The 18,456-nt window shown below is 27.0% G+C and carries 17 protein-coding genes; 10 read left to right on the top strand and 7 right to left on the bottom strand.

Annotation, left to right across the window (positions count from 1 at the left end; genetic code table 4):
- Nucleotides 1-62 precede the first annotated feature (62 nt).
- Both MPUT_RS01025 and def read right to left on the bottom strand, forming a co-directional pair.
- Nucleotides 63-1,883, bottom strand: a complete 1,821-nt coding sequence (locus MPUT_RS01025; protein WP_014034957.1) for a ribonuclease J — start codon at nucleotides 1,881-1,883, stop codon at nucleotides 63-65.
- 211 nt (nucleotides 1,884-2,094) lie between these two features.
- Nucleotides 2,095-2,697 (bottom strand): peptide deformylase, encoded by a 603-nt coding sequence (gene def, locus MPUT_RS01030; RefSeq protein ID WP_014034958.1) that lies wholly within the window; start codon nucleotides 2,695-2,697, stop codon nucleotides 2,095-2,097.
- A 75-nt stretch (nucleotides 2,698-2,772) separates the two neighbouring features.
- On the opposite strand from def, the gene rsmD reads away from it, so the two are divergent.
- The 9 genes from rsmD to MPUT_RS01075 all read left to right on the top strand — a co-directional run bounded on the left by rsmD (nucleotide 2,773) and on the right by MPUT_RS01075 (nucleotide 11,075).
- Nucleotides 2,773-3,357: a 16S rRNA (guanine(966)-N(2))-methyltransferase RsmD gene (gene rsmD / locus MPUT_RS01035; RefSeq protein WP_014034959.1), complete on the top strand. Its 585-nt coding sequence runs from the start codon at nucleotides 2,773-2,775 to the stop codon at nucleotides 3,355-3,357.
- Entirely contained in the window at nucleotides 3,347-4,246 is a 900-nt protein-coding gene (gene gmk, locus MPUT_RS01040; protein WP_014034960.1) for a guanylate kinase, read from the top strand. Before rsmD ends, gmk begins: the two co-directional genes overlap by 11 nt.
- A complete protein-coding gene (gene rsmB, locus MPUT_RS01045; RefSeq protein ID WP_043714046.1) occupies nucleotides 4,236-5,492 on the top strand; it encodes a 16S rRNA (cytosine(967)-C(5))-methyltransferase RsmB in 1,257 nt (418 codons plus the stop codon). Before gmk ends, rsmB begins: the two co-directional genes overlap by 11 nt.
- Before the next feature lie 39 nt (nucleotides 5,493-5,531).
- Nucleotides 5,532-6,923 carry a hypothetical protein gene (locus MPUT_RS01050; RefSeq protein WP_014034962.1) on the top strand — a complete coding sequence of 464 codons (1,392 nt, stop codon included), beginning with the start codon at nucleotides 5,532-5,534 and terminating at the stop codon, nucleotides 6,921-6,923.
- A gap of 49 nt (nucleotides 6,924-6,972) precedes the next feature.
- Complete coding sequence (locus tag MPUT_RS01055) at nucleotides 6,973-7,737, top strand: PP2C family protein-serine/threonine phosphatase (RefSeq protein ID WP_014034963.1); 765 nt, start codon at nucleotides 6,973-6,975, stop codon at nucleotides 7,735-7,737.
- Nucleotides 7,738-7,884: 147 nt separating this feature from the next.
- Complete coding sequence (locus MPUT_RS01060; RefSeq protein WP_231992273.1) at nucleotides 7,885-8,856, top strand: serine/threonine-protein kinase; 972 nt, start codon at nucleotides 7,885-7,887, stop codon at nucleotides 8,854-8,856.
- A gap of 12 nt (nucleotides 8,857-8,868) precedes the next feature.
- Nucleotides 8,869-9,777, top strand: coding sequence for a ribosome small subunit-dependent GTPase A (rsgA, locus tag MPUT_RS01065; protein ID WP_014034964.1), 909 nt, complete (start codon nucleotides 8,869-8,871; stop codon nucleotides 9,775-9,777).
- 1 nt (nucleotide 9,778) lies between these two features.
- The gene (gene rpe, locus MPUT_RS01070; RefSeq protein WP_014034965.1) at nucleotides 9,779-10,456 is read left to right on the top strand and encodes a ribulose-phosphate 3-epimerase; all 678 of its coding nucleotides are present in this window, start codon (nucleotides 9,779-9,781) and stop codon (nucleotides 10,454-10,456) included.
- The gene (locus tag MPUT_RS01075) at nucleotides 10,446-11,075 is read left to right on the top strand and encodes a thiamine diphosphokinase (RefSeq protein ID WP_014034966.1); all 630 of its coding nucleotides are present in this window, start codon (nucleotides 10,446-10,448) and stop codon (nucleotides 11,073-11,075) included. Before rpe ends, MPUT_RS01075 begins: the two co-directional genes overlap by 11 nt.
- Before the next feature lie 23 nt (nucleotides 11,076-11,098).
- Here the strand turns inward: MPUT_RS01075 and MPUT_RS01080 are convergent, their stop codons facing one another.
- From MPUT_RS01080 to MPUT_RS01100, 5 genes are all read right to left on the bottom strand, one after another.
- Entirely contained in the window at nucleotides 11,099-14,059 is a 2,961-nt protein-coding gene (locus MPUT_RS01080) for a chromosome segregation protein SMC (protein ID WP_014034967.1), read from the bottom strand.
- Nucleotides 14,060-14,184: 125 nt separating this feature from the next.
- The gene (rnc, locus tag MPUT_RS01085) at nucleotides 14,185-14,877 is read right to left on the bottom strand and encodes a ribonuclease III (protein ID WP_014034968.1); all 693 of its coding nucleotides are present in this window, start codon (nucleotides 14,875-14,877) and stop codon (nucleotides 14,185-14,187) included.
- The gene (gene plsX / locus MPUT_RS01090) at nucleotides 14,864-15,871 is read right to left on the bottom strand and encodes a phosphate acyltransferase PlsX (protein ID WP_014034969.1); all 1,008 of its coding nucleotides are present in this window, start codon (nucleotides 15,869-15,871) and stop codon (nucleotides 14,864-14,866) included. Before plsX ends, rnc begins: the two co-directional genes overlap by 14 nt.
- A 50-nt stretch (nucleotides 15,872-15,921) precedes the next feature.
- Nucleotides 15,922-17,571 (bottom strand): DAK2 domain-containing protein, encoded by a 1,650-nt coding sequence (locus MPUT_RS01095; RefSeq protein ID WP_014034970.1) that lies wholly within the window; start codon nucleotides 17,569-17,571, stop codon nucleotides 15,922-15,924.
- A gap of 21 nt (nucleotides 17,572-17,592) precedes the next feature.
- Nucleotides 17,593-17,910, bottom strand: a complete 318-nt coding sequence (locus MPUT_RS01100; RefSeq protein WP_014034971.1) for an Asp23/Gls24 family envelope stress response protein — start codon at nucleotides 17,908-17,910, stop codon at nucleotides 17,593-17,595.
- Between the two features lie 186 nt (nucleotides 17,911-18,096).
- Here MPUT_RS01100 and rpmB point away from each other — a divergent pair, with 186 nt between their 5' ends.
- Nucleotides 18,097-18,294, top strand: a complete 198-nt coding sequence (gene rpmB / locus MPUT_RS01105; protein ID WP_014034972.1) for a 50S ribosomal protein L28 — start codon at nucleotides 18,097-18,099, stop codon at nucleotides 18,292-18,294.
- Nucleotides 18,295-18,456 lie beyond the last annotated feature (162 nt).

Consider the following 18,456-nt stretch of genomic DNA (forward strand, 5'->3'; position numbering starts at 1 on the left):
TCTTTTAGATACCAAAGTTATTATATTACAAAACTAAATTTAATAAAATAAAGATTAAAGTCTTACTTTTTGTTTAAAATGACTGGAATAATCAATGGATTTCTTCTTTTTTCTTTAAAAATATATGGACTTAAAGAAGCTTTAATTGCTTTTTTAATCGCTGCAAATGTTGGTTTTTGATTTGATAAAACTTCATTAATAGCGCTTGTTATGATTGAAATTGATTCTCCAATAATTGCTCCTGAATCTTTGACATAAAAACTACCTCTAGAAATAATTCTTGGCTGGGCAATCAAAGTGTTAGTTTGTGAATCAATTGAAACAACAACAGCAATTAAACCATCTTTTGAAAGAATCTCACGTTCTCTGATAACGTTGCTTGCTTGGCCTGTCATATCCTTACCATCAACATAAACCGCATCAGCTTCAACACGTCGACCAATTTTTGCTTTTCCTTGTAATAACTCTAAAACATCACCATTAGCCATTACAAAGCCGTTACCTTTTTCAAGGTTGACACTTTCTGCTGTTTCGACGTGTTTTTTTAACATTCTAAATTCACCATGCATAGGCATAAAATAACGAGGTCTTATTAAACTAAATAATAGTTTTTGTTCTTCTTGACTTGCATGACCTGAGGTATGAATTTTATTATCAGAACTATTTTCAATCACTTTAGCTCCAATTCTAGTTAGTTTATTAACTAATTTTTCAACATCTGCTCTGTTTCCTGGAATTGGAGAAGATGAAAAGATCACAGTATCTCCTGGAATGATATTAATTGCTAAGTGTTTTCCATTAGCAATACGTGACAGAGCAGCCATTGGTTCACCTTGGCTTCCAGTTGTTAAAATCATAATTTGATTTGGTTTATATTTATCAATATCAGTTGATTTAATAAATTCTTTTTCACTGATTTTTAAATGACCAAGTTGTCTGATCATTTTAATGATTCTTTCAAATGAGCGACCTAAAATAACAATTTTTCTTCCGTATTTATGAGCAGTCTCAACAATATATTGAATTCTGTGAACATTTGAAGCAAAAGTTGTTAAAAAAATTCGTCCTTTAGCTTGTAAAAATAACTTGTCAATATTTGAAATAATGCTTTTTTCACCTTGAGTATAACCTTCAACTTCAGCATTAGTTGAATCAGCCATTAATAACTCAATTCCTTTTTCTCCCATTTCAGCTAGTTTTGTTAACTCAGCAAAATGACCTAGTGGTGATCAGTCAAATTTATAATCTCCAGTTGAAAAAATATTTCCATTTGGAGTTTCAACTAAAATACCAAATGCATCAGGAATGGAATGGTTTAATGCAGCATAACTTACTTTTAAGTTTTTAGTTGCTCACGTGTCATCGGCATCATATTCTTTAACAACTGTTTTGTCTTGAATTTTGTATTCTTTTAGTCGATCTCTGATTAACATTGCAGCAAGTTTAGGAGCATAAATCACTGGAATTTTGACTTGTTGAACTAGATAATGAATTCCTCCGATGTGATCTTCATGACCGTGAGTAACAAATAATGCTTTAATTTTATGTTGATTTTCAACTAGGTATGAATAATCAGGAATTACAGCATTAACTCCTAACATGTAAGCATCAGGAAATTTAACTCCAGCATCAATAATAATTAATTCATCATCATATTCAATACAATAAGTATTTTTTCCAACTTCTTCTAGTCCACCTAGTGCAAAGACTTTTGTTGCAATATCAGTTTGTTTGTATTTTCTTTTTACTTGTTTTTGTTTAAAAACATATGGTTTGAAATTCTCTTCATCAATACTGATATTAATTTGATCACCTTCATCATCATAGTCTTTATCTAATTGGTTTAACTGTCCATCAGTAGATGGCTTGTTTTGTTTTAACATGTTTTCCCCCTTATTTTTAGAATAAAATTTTAGTAAGATATTATTATTTTTTACTCTGTTTTAAATGCAAATTAGATGTGTTCTTAATATAATTTATACCATATAAAAGTAAAAAACAAATACATAAGCATTTTTATAAATTTGATAGCTAATTAAGAAATTTAGAATTTAAAAACCTTGTATTATTATCAAATACAAGGTAGGTTACAAACTATATTAAAATTCAGTCTTTTTGAATAAACATTGGATCTTTTTTATTAATATGATCATAATATAATTTTCCGAGATTGTGTTCCATTTCATGTTGAAAAACAATTGCTTGATAACCTCTTAAAGTTAAAGTTAGATATTGTTTAGTTATTCAGTCATAACCTTCTACAACAATTTTATAAGCTCTAGGAACAATACCATCATGATCAGTATCAACACTCAAACAACCCTCTCCATCACTTAAAGCTACAATCTGACTTGATTTAGAAATTAGTTTAGTGTTGATCATTGCAAAATGTTTAATTTGCTCATCATTAGTGTTAAATCTGACATAAAAGATATCTTTATTAACTCCAATTTGTGGAGCAGCTAGTCCAACTGCGGGTCTTAAATAATCACTTGAATCTGGATGATTATTTATTTGATCTTGACTTAAAACAACAAAATCGATTAATTTTTTAACAACTAGTTCTTCATCAGAAGTTAGTTGTTCTGGATTGTTAACTGCCTGGCAAGTTGCTCTAATTACTTTTTGATTAGTATCTTTAAAAAGTCACGAATTTGATGGTTTTTGATCTTGTAATAAATAATCTTTGATATTCATTTTACACCTCATTTAATGATATTATAGCAAAGCAAGATTTGTTATAATGTTATAATAATTATTAATGGAGGATCTATGCATATTATTTCAGGTAAGTATAAAAAAATGAAATTAAAGACTTTAGATTCCAAACAAACAAGACCAACTTTAACTAGAATAAAAGAAGATATCTTTAATATTTTAAATAATTATTTTATTTTTGAAAATAAGACTAGTTTAGATTTATTTGCAGGTAGTGGTTCACTTTCAATTGAAGCATTAAGTTGAGGAGTTAGTTATGCAATCATCAATGATTTTAATAAACAAGCTGTTAAGATCATTGCTGAGAATTTAGCTAAAATTAATAAGACAGATTATGTTTTATATCAAAAAGATTTTAAAGAATTATTAACATTATTAAAAATAACAAACCAAAAAGTTGATCTAGTATTTTTAGATCCACCATTTGCTGTTGATAACTATGTTAGTTATTATTATGAGATTATTAATTATTTATTAGAAAATCATATTTTAAACCCTTGAGCAGTGATTGTTTGTGAAACAGGTCAACAACTAGATTTAGATAAATTAAACCAATTAGAGTTATTAAGATTTAAAGATTGTAAAAATAAATTTTTATATTTTTTAAGATGACAAGGAGTAGACAACAATGAGTCATAAAAAAGGAAAAATAATTATTATTTCAGGACCAAGTGGTGTTGGCAAAGGATCAGTTAATTCAGAATTATTAAAAAATAAGTACTTAAAATTGAAATACTCAGTTTCAATGACAACCCGAGCTCCAAGACCAAATGAAGTTGATGGAGTTAATTATCATTTTGTTTCAAATGATCAATTTGCCAAAGCTATTGTTAATGATGAATTAATTGAATATGCTCATTTTGTTGGTAATTCTTATGGAACTCCTAGAAGATATGTCGAACAAGAACTAGAAAAAGGTTACAACGTAATTTTAGAAATTGAAGTTGATGGTGCAACGCAAGTTTTAAATAAAGAACCAAACACACTATCATTTTTTTTAATGCCTCCAACTTTAAATGAACTAGCTAACAGAATTAGAGGTCGCCAAACTGAAAGTGAAGAAAAAATTAAAGCAAGGCTTGATAAAGCTTTGATTGAAGTACCATTAAAACATAATTATGATTATGTGATTGAAAATGACAATGTTGCTAATGCAGTTGCTAAAATTACTGATGTTTTACACTTAGAAGGACTAACTGATCTTAATGGTCCAACAGTTTATGAAAGACTTGAAAAAATTGTTGAAGAAATTATTAAAGAACATTATATGTATTTTGTTAATAATTGAGAAACAAATGTTAAGTTACTAGCAAGAAATGAAACAGAAAAAACTCAAGCCAAAAACTTTGATGCTGAAAAACATTTAATTAATCTTTTAACTAAAAAGGTTTATCATAAGGTTTTAGGTCATGGAGATTTTTTACAATTATTAGATAAAGATTTTGTTTATTTTAAAATTCAAAAACTAATGTTTAAAATTAATTTCTTTAGTATTGAACAAAAAAAACATCTTGATGATGAACGCTAGACAAACTGCTTTTAAGATTTTAAAAAAAGTTTTTATTAATAAATCTTATTCTAATATTTTACTAAACTCTTTAAATCAACAAAAACTATCAAATCAAGATAAGGATTTAATTTTTAATCTTGTTCACGGAACAATTGCCAACAAAATTTATTTAGAATATCTTATTAATCAATTAATTAATTATAAAAAAACACAAAAAGAACTACAAATTCTTTTATGACTTGCTATTTATCAATTAATCTTTTTAGATGCTATTCCAGATTATGCAGTTGTTAGTCAATCAGTTGAGCTAGCTAAAACAATTAGTCTTAAAGCAAGTGGTTTTGTAAATGCCATTTTAAAAAAATTTATTAATAATCTAAAAAGTTATACTAAGATCAAACTAGCAAATCAAGAACTAGAGTTGTGTATCAAACACTCTTTTTCTTATAGTTTATATTTAATGTTAAAACAACAATACGACAAAAAGATCTTAGAAAAAATAGTTATTGATAATCATCAAATTCCACTAATTTATTTTAGAGTTAATAGTTTAAAGATTTCAGCTAATCAGTTTTTTGCAAAATATAAAGATGAGTTTTTATTAGAAAAAACTAATCTTAAAGATTGTTTTATTGCTAACAAAGCAATTGTTAATTCTAGTTTATATCAAAACGGTTTAATTACAATTCAAGATAAAGCTTCAATTTTAGTTAGTCAAGTTCTAAATCCTAGCTTGAATGCTAATGTCTTAGATATGTGTGCTGCTCCAGGTTCTAAAACAACTCATTTAAGCGCAATTATGAATAACACAGGAATGATTTTAGCAAATGAGATTAGTAAAAATAAGTTAGGTTTAATAGCAGAAAATATCTCTAGACTTGGTTGTCAAAACATTAAGTTAGCTAATTTAGATGCTAGACAAATCGATCGAACTAATTATTTTGATTTTATTTTATTAGATGCCCCTTGTTCAGGGTTTGGTGTTTTGAAAAGAAAGCCAGAAATCAAACTTAATTTTGATTTTAAACAAATTAAACAAACTGTTAAATTACAAGCTGAATTATTAGAAAGTGCTTATCATAACTTAAAAAGTAATGGTGAGCTAGTTTATTCGACTTGCACAATTAATAAAAATGAAAATCAAAACCAAATCATAAGGTTTTTAAACAAACATCAAGATATGGTTAAAATTTATGAAAAACAAATCTTTGGATTTGAAGAAAATACTGATGGATTTTATATTTGTAAGCTAAAAAAGATCTAGTTTCATGTTATTTTTTTAATACCTTATTGAGGTGCAGATATGAAACTATTACTACCATTGTTTTTTAGTTCAGCTCAGTTACTTACTAATACTAGTAGTTTTGATAAACAAACTCAAGTGACTATTAAAAATCCTAATAATAGTTTTTCATTTACTGAAAAGCCTAATTATCAAAAGACAATTACTTTTTTAAATGATTTAAAACCTGATGCAAATATTGATTTGGCACCAATAGGCTGAACACATAATCCTAAACTATTAAGAAATTTTTTTCAAAAACATTTTATTTTTAAAATATCAGATAAGTTTTTAAATTATTTAAATGATGGTTTAGATATGAAAATTTCATTTGATATTGAAATTCAAAGACAATATCAAACAGATCAAATAGCTAAAAAAGAGTTTAAAAAAGTAATTTGTAATTTTGAAAGCCAAGAAATTTTTAATTGTGGAAATCAAAAAGAATATCTAGGAGTAGTATGTACTTTAGATCCACTTGCTATTGGTAGGGGTAATTTTAAAGCCTTCCATGATTTTTATACTAAGTGAAATTGTGCTTATGATAAAACTAATCAATTATTAAATATTTTTGAAGATTCAATCTTTGAAAAAATACCAGCAACAAGTTGAGAACATACTCATTTAGCAGGTCCACATATTAGACAAGCAGTTTACAAAATTAATCAAGTTGAGTATAAATTTCAGATTCCAAAAAGACTAACTGATCAAATTAAAAAACATAAGCTAGCAAACAACAATTTTGAAAATCTTTATCAACTTGAAAAAATGGTTGTTGAATATGAAAAAACAGTCAAATCAAAAATAACAAGATCTCATAATTCAAATCAGTTTCAAAATCTTTTTGACAAGTGAAAAATTAATGATTTTTCTAGATTAGAATTTTCAAAATTTAAGTGAAACGATGAAACTGAAATTACTATTGAAATACCAATTAAAGAAAAATATCAAGCACAACTTAAAAGTGTTTTTTTTACAATTCCGATTACTCAAAAAATTAATATTGAACATTTGATTGAACCTAACTTTTTAACAATTACCAAAGATGAACTTGATAATGTTAAAGACTCAATACCTAAATTAGCTTTGTGATTAAACACTGCTTTAAATTATCAAATTAAAGATAACCAACTAATTATCACTGTTAAAAAGAATTTTTCAAAAAAATTTTATGGAGTTAAAAAAATCAAATTAGAGATAATTGATAATAATCAAAATAACCAAGCAAATAATACTATTAATAATCATTCTTCACTAGAGCCAAATCCATATAAAAAACCAAGAACTGATAATAAAATTAAAAAACAAGAGCAAAAAGTTACCACAAACCCATATTTATATATGTCAATTTCTATCTTTTTAATAATCTTAATATCCTGTCTATATAGCTTTAGCAGACCAAAGAAAAGATAACATGATGGCTTGTTTGACATAATGATAAAATAATACTGTAAGGATTAACATGAAAATAAAAGTTGCAGATTTAACTCATAAAGGTAATTATCGAAAAAATAATCAAGATTATTTAGATCACATTAAAAATAGTGATGGATCTTTTCTAGCGATTATTTGTGATGGTATGGGCGGTCATGCTAAAGGTGAAGTTGCTTCAAAAATCACTGTTGATTGTTTTATTAACTCTTTTAAAGAACAAACTTTTAATGATAAAACTGATAAGCAAATTCTCGAATGATTTAAATCAGCTATTAATTACACACTAAATACTATGAACGAATATGTCAAACAAGATTCTCAAGCTCTGGATATGGGAACTACACTTTCAGCAATAATTTTTACTAATCATAAAGCTTATGTGGTTAATGTTGGTGATTCAAGAATTTATAAACTTGATCAAACAAACAATCTTTTAAAGCAAATTACAGTTGATCAAAACTTAATGAATTCAACTTATGATTTAGAGCAACTAAAACAACAAGCACAACAATTTTACGGTTCAAGATTTAATGAAATTACTTATTGAAAAATATTAACAAGTGCTTTAGGACCAAATAAAAAACTAAAAGTTGATAATTACATTGTTGAAAATAACAAAGGTTTATTTTGTTTAACTTCAGATGGTGTTTACGATTATATCGATGATCAAACTTTAAAAGAATTTTTAGAAACAAAATCATCTTTAAAAGCTAAGATCAAAAATATCACTAAGTTTGCTATGGCAAATTTATCAACAGACAATCTTTCTATTATATTAGTTGAGGTTAAATAGAATGAATAATAGTAATAAAAATAATAACGGAATAATAAATGATCAACTAATTAATAAGATAATTAATAAAAGATACAAAATTTTAGAATTTATTAATGCGGGGCATTTGCTTCTGTTTTTAAAGCAATTGATTTAGATGCATCTTTTTTAAGTAAAAAAGATGTTTTTGTTGCTGTTAAAATAATGCTAAAAACCAAAAGTAAGAACGCTAAATTAATTATAGATAGATTAAATTATGAAGCTAATACTTTTGCTAAACTATCATTTAGTAAAAGTGTGGTTAATATGAAAGATGTTTTTGATTGAGAAAATTATTATGTGATAGTTATGCAATTAACTCAAGGAACTGATTTTTCAAAAAAGTTTTCAGCTTATAGTAATATTTTATCAACCAAAGAATTCATTTATTATTTTGAACAAATTGCTAAGGGTTTAAAAGAAATCCATGACAGTAATATTATTCACCGAGATGTTAAACCAGCTAACATTTTAATTACTGATGATCAAAAAGTTAAGATTTCAGATTTTGGAATTTCTAAAATTAAAAGTATTATTAGTGAAACTAATGAAAATATCTTTTCACCAGGAACTCCTAGATATACAGCTCCAGAGCAATTTATGAGTTTTGAAGCAAAAAAAGCTGATTTTAGATTTGAATCAGATATTTACTCAGTCGGAGTAATGATGTTTGAATTTATTACAGGAACTACTTTGTTTTTAAATACTAGTAGCAATCAACAGGATGTTAAAGAAAGAGAAAAACAAAACTTTAAAAGACACGTAGTTAAAAAAGTTACAAGACCAAGAGTAATTAATCCCAACATTCCACAGGCAATTGAAAATATTATTATGCATTGTCTTGCCAAAGAGTGAAAGAACCGTTACAAAAATTTTGATGAACTATTAATAGATTTACAAAAAGCTAAACAAGAATTATCAGTCAAAGAAGACTTTCCTTTCATGGACTGAGAACATGACAAAATCGCAGGAATTAAAAACAATTACAATATTAAGTATGAAAGTTTTGTTAATGATTTTATTTCCAAATACTTAATTCCTGCTTTTGTTATCTTAATAGCGTTGTTAATATTATTTGTAATGATGCTTATATTTAGATAAGAGGTGAGAGTTTTGCAAGGAATTATTATTAAAAAAGATAGTGTTGAAAGTTATGTATTTTGTATACAAGACAAACAAACTTATAAAGTGCATGCTAAGGGAAATATTAAAAAAGATCTAAAACCAAAAGTTGGAGATAATGTAGAGTTTGAACTTTTAGATGATGGTTATGGTTATATAGTTAAAATTAATCAAAGAAAAAACCAACTTGATAGGCCTAAAATAGCTAATGTTGATCAGGTTTTGGTTGTAACTGCATTATATGAACCATTGTTTGCTTCTTTTTTATTAAATAAGTACATAATGATGTTAGAAACTGAAAAAATTAAACCAATATTAATATTTACAAAAATAGATTTACTAAAAAAAACTAGTTATTTTGATCAAGTGATGCACAAGATTAATTGATATCAAAAGATGAACTATGATGTTTTAATCATTAATAACAAAGATAGTAAAGAAAATAAGCAAGAAGTTTTAGGTAAGTTAAAACAAAGTTTAGAAAATAAAATTAGTGTTTTTACCGGACAAACTGGAGCTGGCAAGTCAACCACTTTAAACAATTTTCTACCAATTAAAGATCAAATTAAAACAAACGAAATTTCAAAAAACTTAAATCGTGGTCGACACACTACAACCAGTATTCAGCTTTATTATTTAGATGATGATATTTTTATAGCTGATACCCCAGGATTTTCAGCATTTGATTTAAACAACATTGATATTGAACATATCTTATATTCTTGAGAAGTTTTTAGACCTTATCTGAATAAGTGTAAGTTTATTGACTGTAGTCATACTCATGAACTAAATTGTGCAGTTAAACAAGCAGTTGAAAATCATTTAGTTCCTAGTTTTATATATAATGATTATGTAAAAGTGTTTATTGAAATGAAACAAAGAAAAGAGAACAAATATTAATATGAAAAAATATCTTATTGCACCATCTGTTTTATCAGCTAACTTTATGAAATTACAACAAGAACTTGAACTATGTAAGAAAAATAATATAGAGTGAATTCATTATGATGTGATGGATTTTGACTTTGTGCCCAATCTAACATTTGGATCAAAAATTTTACATGACATTAAAAAAAATATTGATATCAAAGTTGATGTTCATTTTATGATAAAAGTTAAAACTAAGAGATTTGAAGATTTTTTTAAAGATTATATTGCAGCAAAACCTGAAATGATGACTATGCACGTTGAATCATTAGAAAATAAAACAACCATTAACCAGTTTATTGAAATGTGTAAAAAGCATAACATTTTAGCTTCTCTTGCAGTTCGTCCTAAAACCAGCTTAGAAACTATTAAAGAATATTTATATCAACTAGATAATGTTTTAGTTATGAGTGTTGAACCAGGATTTGGTGGTCAGGAATTTATCGATTCTAGTTTAGATAAAATTAAAACTCTTTTTAAGTGAAGACAAGAAAATAATTATAAATATAGCATCGAAGTTGATGGAGGAATTAATAAACAAACTTCAGAGTTAGTCAAAAAAGCTGGTGTTGATATGATTGTTGCTGGAAGTTATTTATTTGGATCAGACGATTTTGAATCTAGAGTGCAAGGATTATTTGATGAAGTATAAAAAGGCTTTAATTGTTACTGCTGAGACAAATATTAACTTAGAAATATTTAATGACAACGACAACTTTATTATTGGAGTTGAAAGAGGTTGTTTAGATTTAATTAAAAAAAAGATTAAAATTGATCTAGCGATTGGTGATTTTGATAAAGTAGATCTTTCTGAACTTGAATTAATTAAGCAAACTGCAAAAAAATATGAAATTTGAAGTTCTGAAAAAGACTATTTAGATGGTGAATTAGCAATTTTTAAAGCTAAAGAAGTTTGTGATAAAAATAGTCAAATTATTTTTATTGCAAATGCTACAAAAAGATATGACAAGAATTTTTCAATTTTTAATTTAATTTTTAAACACAAGATCAAATTTATAAATCAAGACTCAATTATCTTTTTATTAGAAAAGGGAACAAATATCTTAGATTTTGACAAATATCAAGATATCACTTATGTAAGTTTTATTTCAAAAACTAATACTAAGATTACTATTAAAGGTTTAAAATATGAAGCTAATGATTTATTACTAGAACCTTTAAGTACAGCTTGTGTTTCGAATGCCTTTGTTGCTTATCAAAATGCCACAATCACAGCAGACAATGCTATTATTTGTATAATGAGTAAATAAAAAGCAGAAGTGAGATTCTGCTTTTAAATTAGTTTTTTTGCTTCAATTAGTTTGATCTTAACAATTTTTGTAATTCCTTTTGTCTGCATTGTCACTCCAAATAAGGCTTCACAATTTTCCATTGTACCATCACGGTGGGTAACCACAATAAATTGTGTTTTATTTGAAAAGCGTTTTACATATCTAGCAAATCTTTCTACGTTCGCTGGATCTAAAGGTGCTTCAGCTTCATCTAAAATAACTAGTGGTAAAGGTCTTGCTTTTAAAATTGAGAACAATACTGATAATGCAACAAGTGATTTTTCTCCTCCAGATAACAGATTTAGATTGGTAATTTTCTTACCTGGCGGATAGACTTTAATATCTACTCCAGTTTCTAAAATATTGTCAGGATCAGTAAAGATTAATTCAGCAGTTCCTCCTCCAAATAATCTAGCAAACACTTCCGGTAATGCTTGGTTAACATCATTAATTACTTGTCTGAACTGTGTTTCCATTGCAATATCAATATCTAAAATAATGTTTTCTAGAGTTTGTTTAGCATTTCTAACATCATTGATTTGAGCATCATAATAATCAAATCTAGATTTTTCTTGTTCATATTCTTCAATTGAATCTAAATTAACATTTCCAATTTCACTAATCTCTGAAATTAATTCTTCAATTTTTAAACGAGCTGCTTGTTCATCATCAATTTCAGGTAGTTGCATTTCTAAAGCGGTTTCAACTGAAATCTTATATCCATTCATCAAACGTTCACCGATTTTAGTTCTTTTTTCTAATAAAAGACTATATTCCGTTTTAGCATCAGCAGCTGCTTGTTTTAAACTGTCTAGTTCTTGACGTTTTTTATTATTTTCTTTGTTGATTTCTTTTTGTTTTTGGCTTGTTTTAGTTTTGTTTGATGAAATAGTGTTGATTTTTAGTTGGATTTGATCGCGTTCTTTTTCCAGTTCAATAATTTCTTTTGCTAATCTTATCGATTCTAGTTCACTAGAGTTTTTAGCACTTCCTGTTAATAGATCAATTCCAACAAGTGTTCTGTGTTCTTCAGATAGATCTTTTAGTTTATTGTTTAGGTTCTGAATATTTGTTTTTGTATTTCTAATATTTGCATTGACATCAGTGATTTGTTCACGTAAGGTATCATTATTATTTTTATATTCAGTTAGTTGTTTAGTTTTTTCAGTTTCTTTATCTTCTAGTGCTTGAAGTCTTGCTTTTAACTCTTCAAGAGAATTAGCAGACCTATCATCTTGTTTTTCAAAAATATTTGCACCTTTAGTTGAACCACCGATAATTGCTCCGTGTGGTAAAATTCTTTGTCCATCAAGTGAAACAATATTGTATCTAAATCCTATGCTTTTTGCTAAACTAACAGCATTTTCATAAGTATCAACTACAACTATAGTGCTAAGTGCATAATCAACTGCAATTTGAATTTCACCAGGATTATTTACTAGCTCATTGGCAAAACCAACAAATCCCACTGATTGTTCAATGATTTGTTTTTGAGCATAAGAAATCACATTAGCACTTAAAGTATTTAAAGGTAAGAAAGTCACTCGGTTTAAATTGTTTTTCTTTAAAAAATCAATTGCTCTTTTAACATCTTGATCAGTTTTAAAAACAATTGAATTCATATGTCCAGCTGATGTCACAGAAATTGCAATCTGATATTCTGGGTCAACTGTTATTAGTGATTTTAAAACACCAACAACTCCACCAATTTGTTTTGCGTTATTAATAATTGCACTAACTCCATCATTAAAACTAGAAAAAGCGTTACGTTTATTATATTCAAGTGTTTCAATTTGAATATTTAACTTACTTAGATTAGTTCTAATAGTTTCAATTTCTTTGTAGATTTCGTTGTATTTTTGAGTGTATCAGTCATATTTTTCTTTTAATTCGTTTATTAAATCTTCAGCTTCATTAACTTTTTGTTTTTCACTTTCAAGTAACAGATAACTTTGATCAAATTCTTTTTTAATGATTTTTGCTTTGTATTGATCTTGATCGTAGTTACTAGCATTTTGTTCTTCTTTTAATTCAGCATCTTTTTTTCTAACTTTTAGGTTAGAGATTTTTTGAACGATTTGATTAAACTGATTATTTAACTGTTCTAGATCCCTATCAGCTGAAGAATTTTCTTCAAAGATTAAATTGATCTCTTCTTGACTCATATTGATTTCATTTGTTAATCTTTTGATTTGTACATCTAAGTCAAGTTTTTGTTCACGTAATTCTTCAATTCTATTAATATAAACTCTTAGATCTTTTGTTAAAATGTATAACTCAATGTCTTGTAGCTGAGCAATTTTGTCTTTATATTTTTTTGCCTTATTAGCTTGACGCTCTAAGTTTGGAAGTCTTCTTGCAATTTCGTTTGCTAAATCTTCTAAACGATTTAAGTTTTCAGCAGCTTTTTCTAGTTTTAATAAAGTTTCACGTTTTCTTTTTTTGTACTTAGCGATTCCAGCAGCATCATCAAAAACATCTCTTTTATATTCAGGTTTTGCTTCTGCAAAATTAGCAATTGTTCCTTGAGAAATAATTGCAATACTTGATCTAGTTAATCCGGTTTCTAATGCTATGTCTTGAATATCTCTTAGTTTCGACTTCTGACCATTGATAAAAAATTCACTTTCTCTAGTACTTTTGTCAAATTTACGAGTAATTTCAACAAGATCACTTTCGACTGATGAAAAACTTTTTTGTGAATTATCAAAAACTAGAGTAACTTCAGCAATTTTAGCAGCAGGCTTATCAGCACTCCCACTAAAAACAATGTCATCCATTTTAGAACCACGTAGTGATTTTGTTGATTGTTCTCCTAACGCTCATCTAATTGCATCAGTAATGTTAGATTTTCCACTACCATTAGGACCAACAACTCCGATCATCTCATAGTTAAAATCCATAACAGTTAATTCGGCAAAAGACTTAAAACCACTTGCTCTAATTTGTTTTAAAAACAGCATACAAAAACCTCTCTTTGTACTGATATTTAAATTATATTATTAAAATAATTGAGATTTAGCAATTACTAATAAAATAAATAAAAGCCAGATTTAGTAAAATTTTAAAGTAAAAAATTTGTTATTTTTTATTTAATTTTCATCTTTGAAAGACAATTTTGAGCCGCTTTTTGCTCTGCTTCTTGCTTTGAAAAACCTTGTCCTATTCCAAACTTTTGACCGTCTAAATTAACACTAACTGTATATAAAATCTTATTTTCTGTTTGAATAAATTCTTCAGCTTCAACTAGATATTTTAAATCACTTCTTTTTTCTGATTGCAATAGTTGCTGTAGTTCAGATTTAAAATCTTTGATTTTATTAAGAAATTCTGGTTTTTGAATATAAATAAATAAGGTTTGTTCAAGTCAAGAAGTTAAGATTTCTTCGCCTTGATCTAAATAAATTGCAGCAGTAAGTGCTTCAAAAACATCTGCAAGAATAGATGGTTTTTCAAAACCCTTAGTTTTTAATTCTCCTTGACCAAGTCTAACTAACTGACCTAAATTAATCTCTTTAGCAACTTGAGATAGTGATTCTTCTCTGACTGAATTAGCTCTTAGTTTAGTTAGTTCACCTTCACTTAGTTTCGGATAATTAAAAAATAAGAATCTTGAAACATACATTTGTAATAAGGCATCACCTAAAAATTCCATACGCTGGTATGTGTATCTCAAACGATGTTCATTAGAATAAGAATTGTGAGTAAGTGCTTCATCAAACAATGCTGAATTTTTAATTTCAATTTGGTATTTCTTTAAAAAATTTTTAATGGTTGGCATCGTCTTTCAATCCTTTTTTTATTTTATTTAACACATCGTTTCTAACAGCTTGTAGTGTCATTCTTAGAGTTGCTTTAAATGATTGTACATCACTTGATCCGTGAGACTTAAAACAAATTCCATTAGATCCTAGCACAATTGCTCCAGCGTGATTTTTATAATCAAATTTTAGAGCAACTTTTTTAAATGCAGGTTTTAACATCAATGCACAAATTTTTTTAAATAATGAACTTGTAATTTGTTTTTTAATTTCAGTTAACAGCACTTTGGCAGTACCTTCACAAGCTTTTAAGGCAATATTTCCACTATATCCATCTGTTATGATTACATCCACTTGACCAGTTAAAATATCTCTTGCCTCAACATTACCAACAAAGTTAAGTTCTTTTTTCTGAGTTAAAAGATTAAAAGTTTGTCTTTGTAATTCATTACCTTTACTTTTTTCAGTTCCAATATTTAATAACCCGATTGTTGGTTTTTTAATTTTTAGAATTTGTTGAGCATAGACATTAGCCATAACAGCATAACCAACTAAATCATCAACATCATTTTCACTGTTAGCTCCAACATCTAATAATAAAGTTAATTTATCTTTTATGTTAGGCATAGTTGGCATAAAAGCTGGACGTTTAATATTTTCTAGTTCACCTAAAATAAAGTGACTAGCTGCTATAAAAACTGCTGAGTTTCCACCAGTTAGCATTCCATCAACTTGTTGATCTCTAACTAGTTCTAAAGTCTTAATAATAGAAGCATCTTTTTTTCTTCTAATGTCTAAAATTGAACCATTCATATCAATTACTTGAGTTGTATGAATGATTTGATATTTATTTTCAGTTATATCAAAAGTTTTTAAAGCATCTTTGATTTGAACCTGATCTCCAACTAAAAATAAGAATAAGTCATTGTGATCTTTAATAAATTCACTTGCTGCTTGAATTGCAGTTTGACACCCTAGATCTGATCCCATTACATCAAATGCGATTTTAAACATATTTTAATCTCCTTTAAACTATAAAACCCCTTGATTAAGGGGTTAGACTATTATTCTAATGCAAGCAATAAACTATAAACTTTTTGTCCACCCTCTATAATTTCATATTCAACATTATATTTTTCATCTAAAAATTTTCTTAGTTGAGTGATATCTTTTTCATCTGTTTCTTCACCAGTAAAAATCGTAATAATTTCAGTTTTATTTTTAATATATTTTGACAGCTGTTTTTCATAAATTGCTTTCATTGTTTTTTCACTTCCAACAATTTTTCCATCAACTACAGCAATAAAATTGTTTTTTTTAACACTAACTCCATCAATAGTTGAATCTTTAATAGCTTTTGAAACACTAAATGAAATTACGTTTTTAATTGCTTTTAATAGTTGTGAACTATTTTTTGAAGGTACAACTGATGGATCATAACTTAATGCACAAACCATTCCTTGTTGAATTGTTTTTGTTTGTAGTACATAAACTTTAGATTTTTTTTCTAGTTTTTCAGCTTGTTTAGCTGTTAGATAAACGTTATTGTTATTTGGGAAAATAAAAACATTTTTTGCATCAACTTCTTGAATTGCTTGCAAGAAATCTTCTGTCGAAGGATTCATTTTTGAACCAGCATTAATAGCTAAGTCAATACCTAAATCTTTTTCAAAATATGATTTTAGTTGCTTGCTTGGAACAACTGAAATGATTGCAGTATCATTAACAAGATTTCTAACGGTTTTAATTTCACTAGTCTCTTTTCATTTAGATTTTCTTCCTTTAACTTGTTTGTCTGCTTGAATTGACATATTTTCAATTTTTAAAGTTAAAAAATCACCATATTGTTGTAAGAATAATAATACTTGACCTGGAGTTAGAGCGTGTGTGTGGACTTTTAAGATATCTTCATCAACTACTACAACTATTGAACTATTTCCATAAATTTGTAGTTGATCTCTAATAGTTGCGACTTGTAATTTACTGATCCATTCTTTATTCAAAATAACCACAGCTTCAGTACAATATCCAAACTCTTCATCAGTTTCTAGTTCAATATTTTGACCTTCATTAATTTCTAGTTTAGCTAGTTTTGGAACTACTTTGCCATTTTCAAGATAACTTTGCATTCCTTCTAAAAACTTAACTAAACCATAACCACCAGAATCAACTACTCCAACTTCTTTTAAAACGGGTAATAAGTTAGGAGTATTTTCTAAACTAGAGTTAGCTTGCTCAATAGCTATTTTTCAAAATTGATTAATATCAGTAGTATTGTCAAGCTCGTTTAATTTTTCACTAGTTTCTCTAATGACAGTTAAAATAGTTCCTTCCACAGGTTTCATAACAGCTTTATAAGCAACTTCACAAGCTTTATTAAATCCTTGCTTTCATTGCTCAACTGAAAGTTCTTCTGAATTATTCATACCTAGTGAAAAGCCTTTAATTATTTGACTAAAAATCACACCAGAGTTTCCTCTAGCTCCCATGATAAGTCCTCTGGCAAAATCAGATAAAAATTTACCAATACTTGTATAATCTGTTTGATTATTTTCAATTTCAGCATAACCATTTGAGATTGTTAAGTTCATATTAGTTCCAGTATCACCATCTGGAACTGGAAAAACATTTAATTTATCAATATAGGGATAGTGATTGTATAAATTATTAACGCCACTAAGAATCATATTATTTAAGATTTTGATTTGTTCCATTTTTTTAATTCACCTTACATACTATAACATTAAGTCATCAACAGCTACTGTAACTATATGATTATTTGATTCTTTAAGATTTTTTTCTAATTCATATTTAACTCTAATTTGAATTTCTCTCATGACATCTAAAATATTAACGCCATTTAAAAGAATCACGTGTAATCTAAAATGAGGTATTTTGTCATGATTTATTGTGAACTCTATAGCTTTAGAAATCTCTTTAGTTTTCAAATTTTCAGGATTATTAGAATGATAGTTTGACAAAGCAACTACTCCTGGAATTGTGATCACTGATTCGTAGATGATACTAATAATAAAAGGATCTATATTGTTCACAATCTCACCTAGCTTTCATTAATAAATTTTAACATAAAATTAAGATACTAATTTGGCTGTTTTTTGCTAATCAGCTTACATTCTTATGATATAAAAAAACCAAACTTAAATTTAATAATACTTGAATTTTAATTTTTTTATAGTATCATTTTTAAGTATGACTTAAAGAATTAAGAGGTGAAATTTATGGCAAGAAAAGATGCACTAACAGGTAAAGCAGCATTATCAGGACACTCTAGATCTCATGCATTAAATGCAACAAAAAGAAAATGAAATTTAAATTTACAAAAAGTTAGAGTGATGGATGAACGTGGCAATGTTTTCAACATCAAAGTTTCAGCTAGAACTTTAAGAACACTTAAAAAACAAGAAAAATTAGTTTAATTAATAATTCCAATAACAATAAATCAAACTTCTTAATCGAACCCTAATTTCTAATTAATTAATAGAAATTGGGGTTTTTTTAAATCTTTTAATTATTTGAGATTTTAAGTTAGTTAAAATTTTAATTTTAGTATTTTAATCAAAACACCTTGAATAATTTCA

This window comes from Mycoplasma putrefaciens KS1, assembly GCF_000224105.1.
GTDB lineage: Bacteria > Bacillota_I > Bacilli_A > Mycoplasmatales > Mycoplasmataceae > Mycoplasma > Mycoplasma putrefaciens.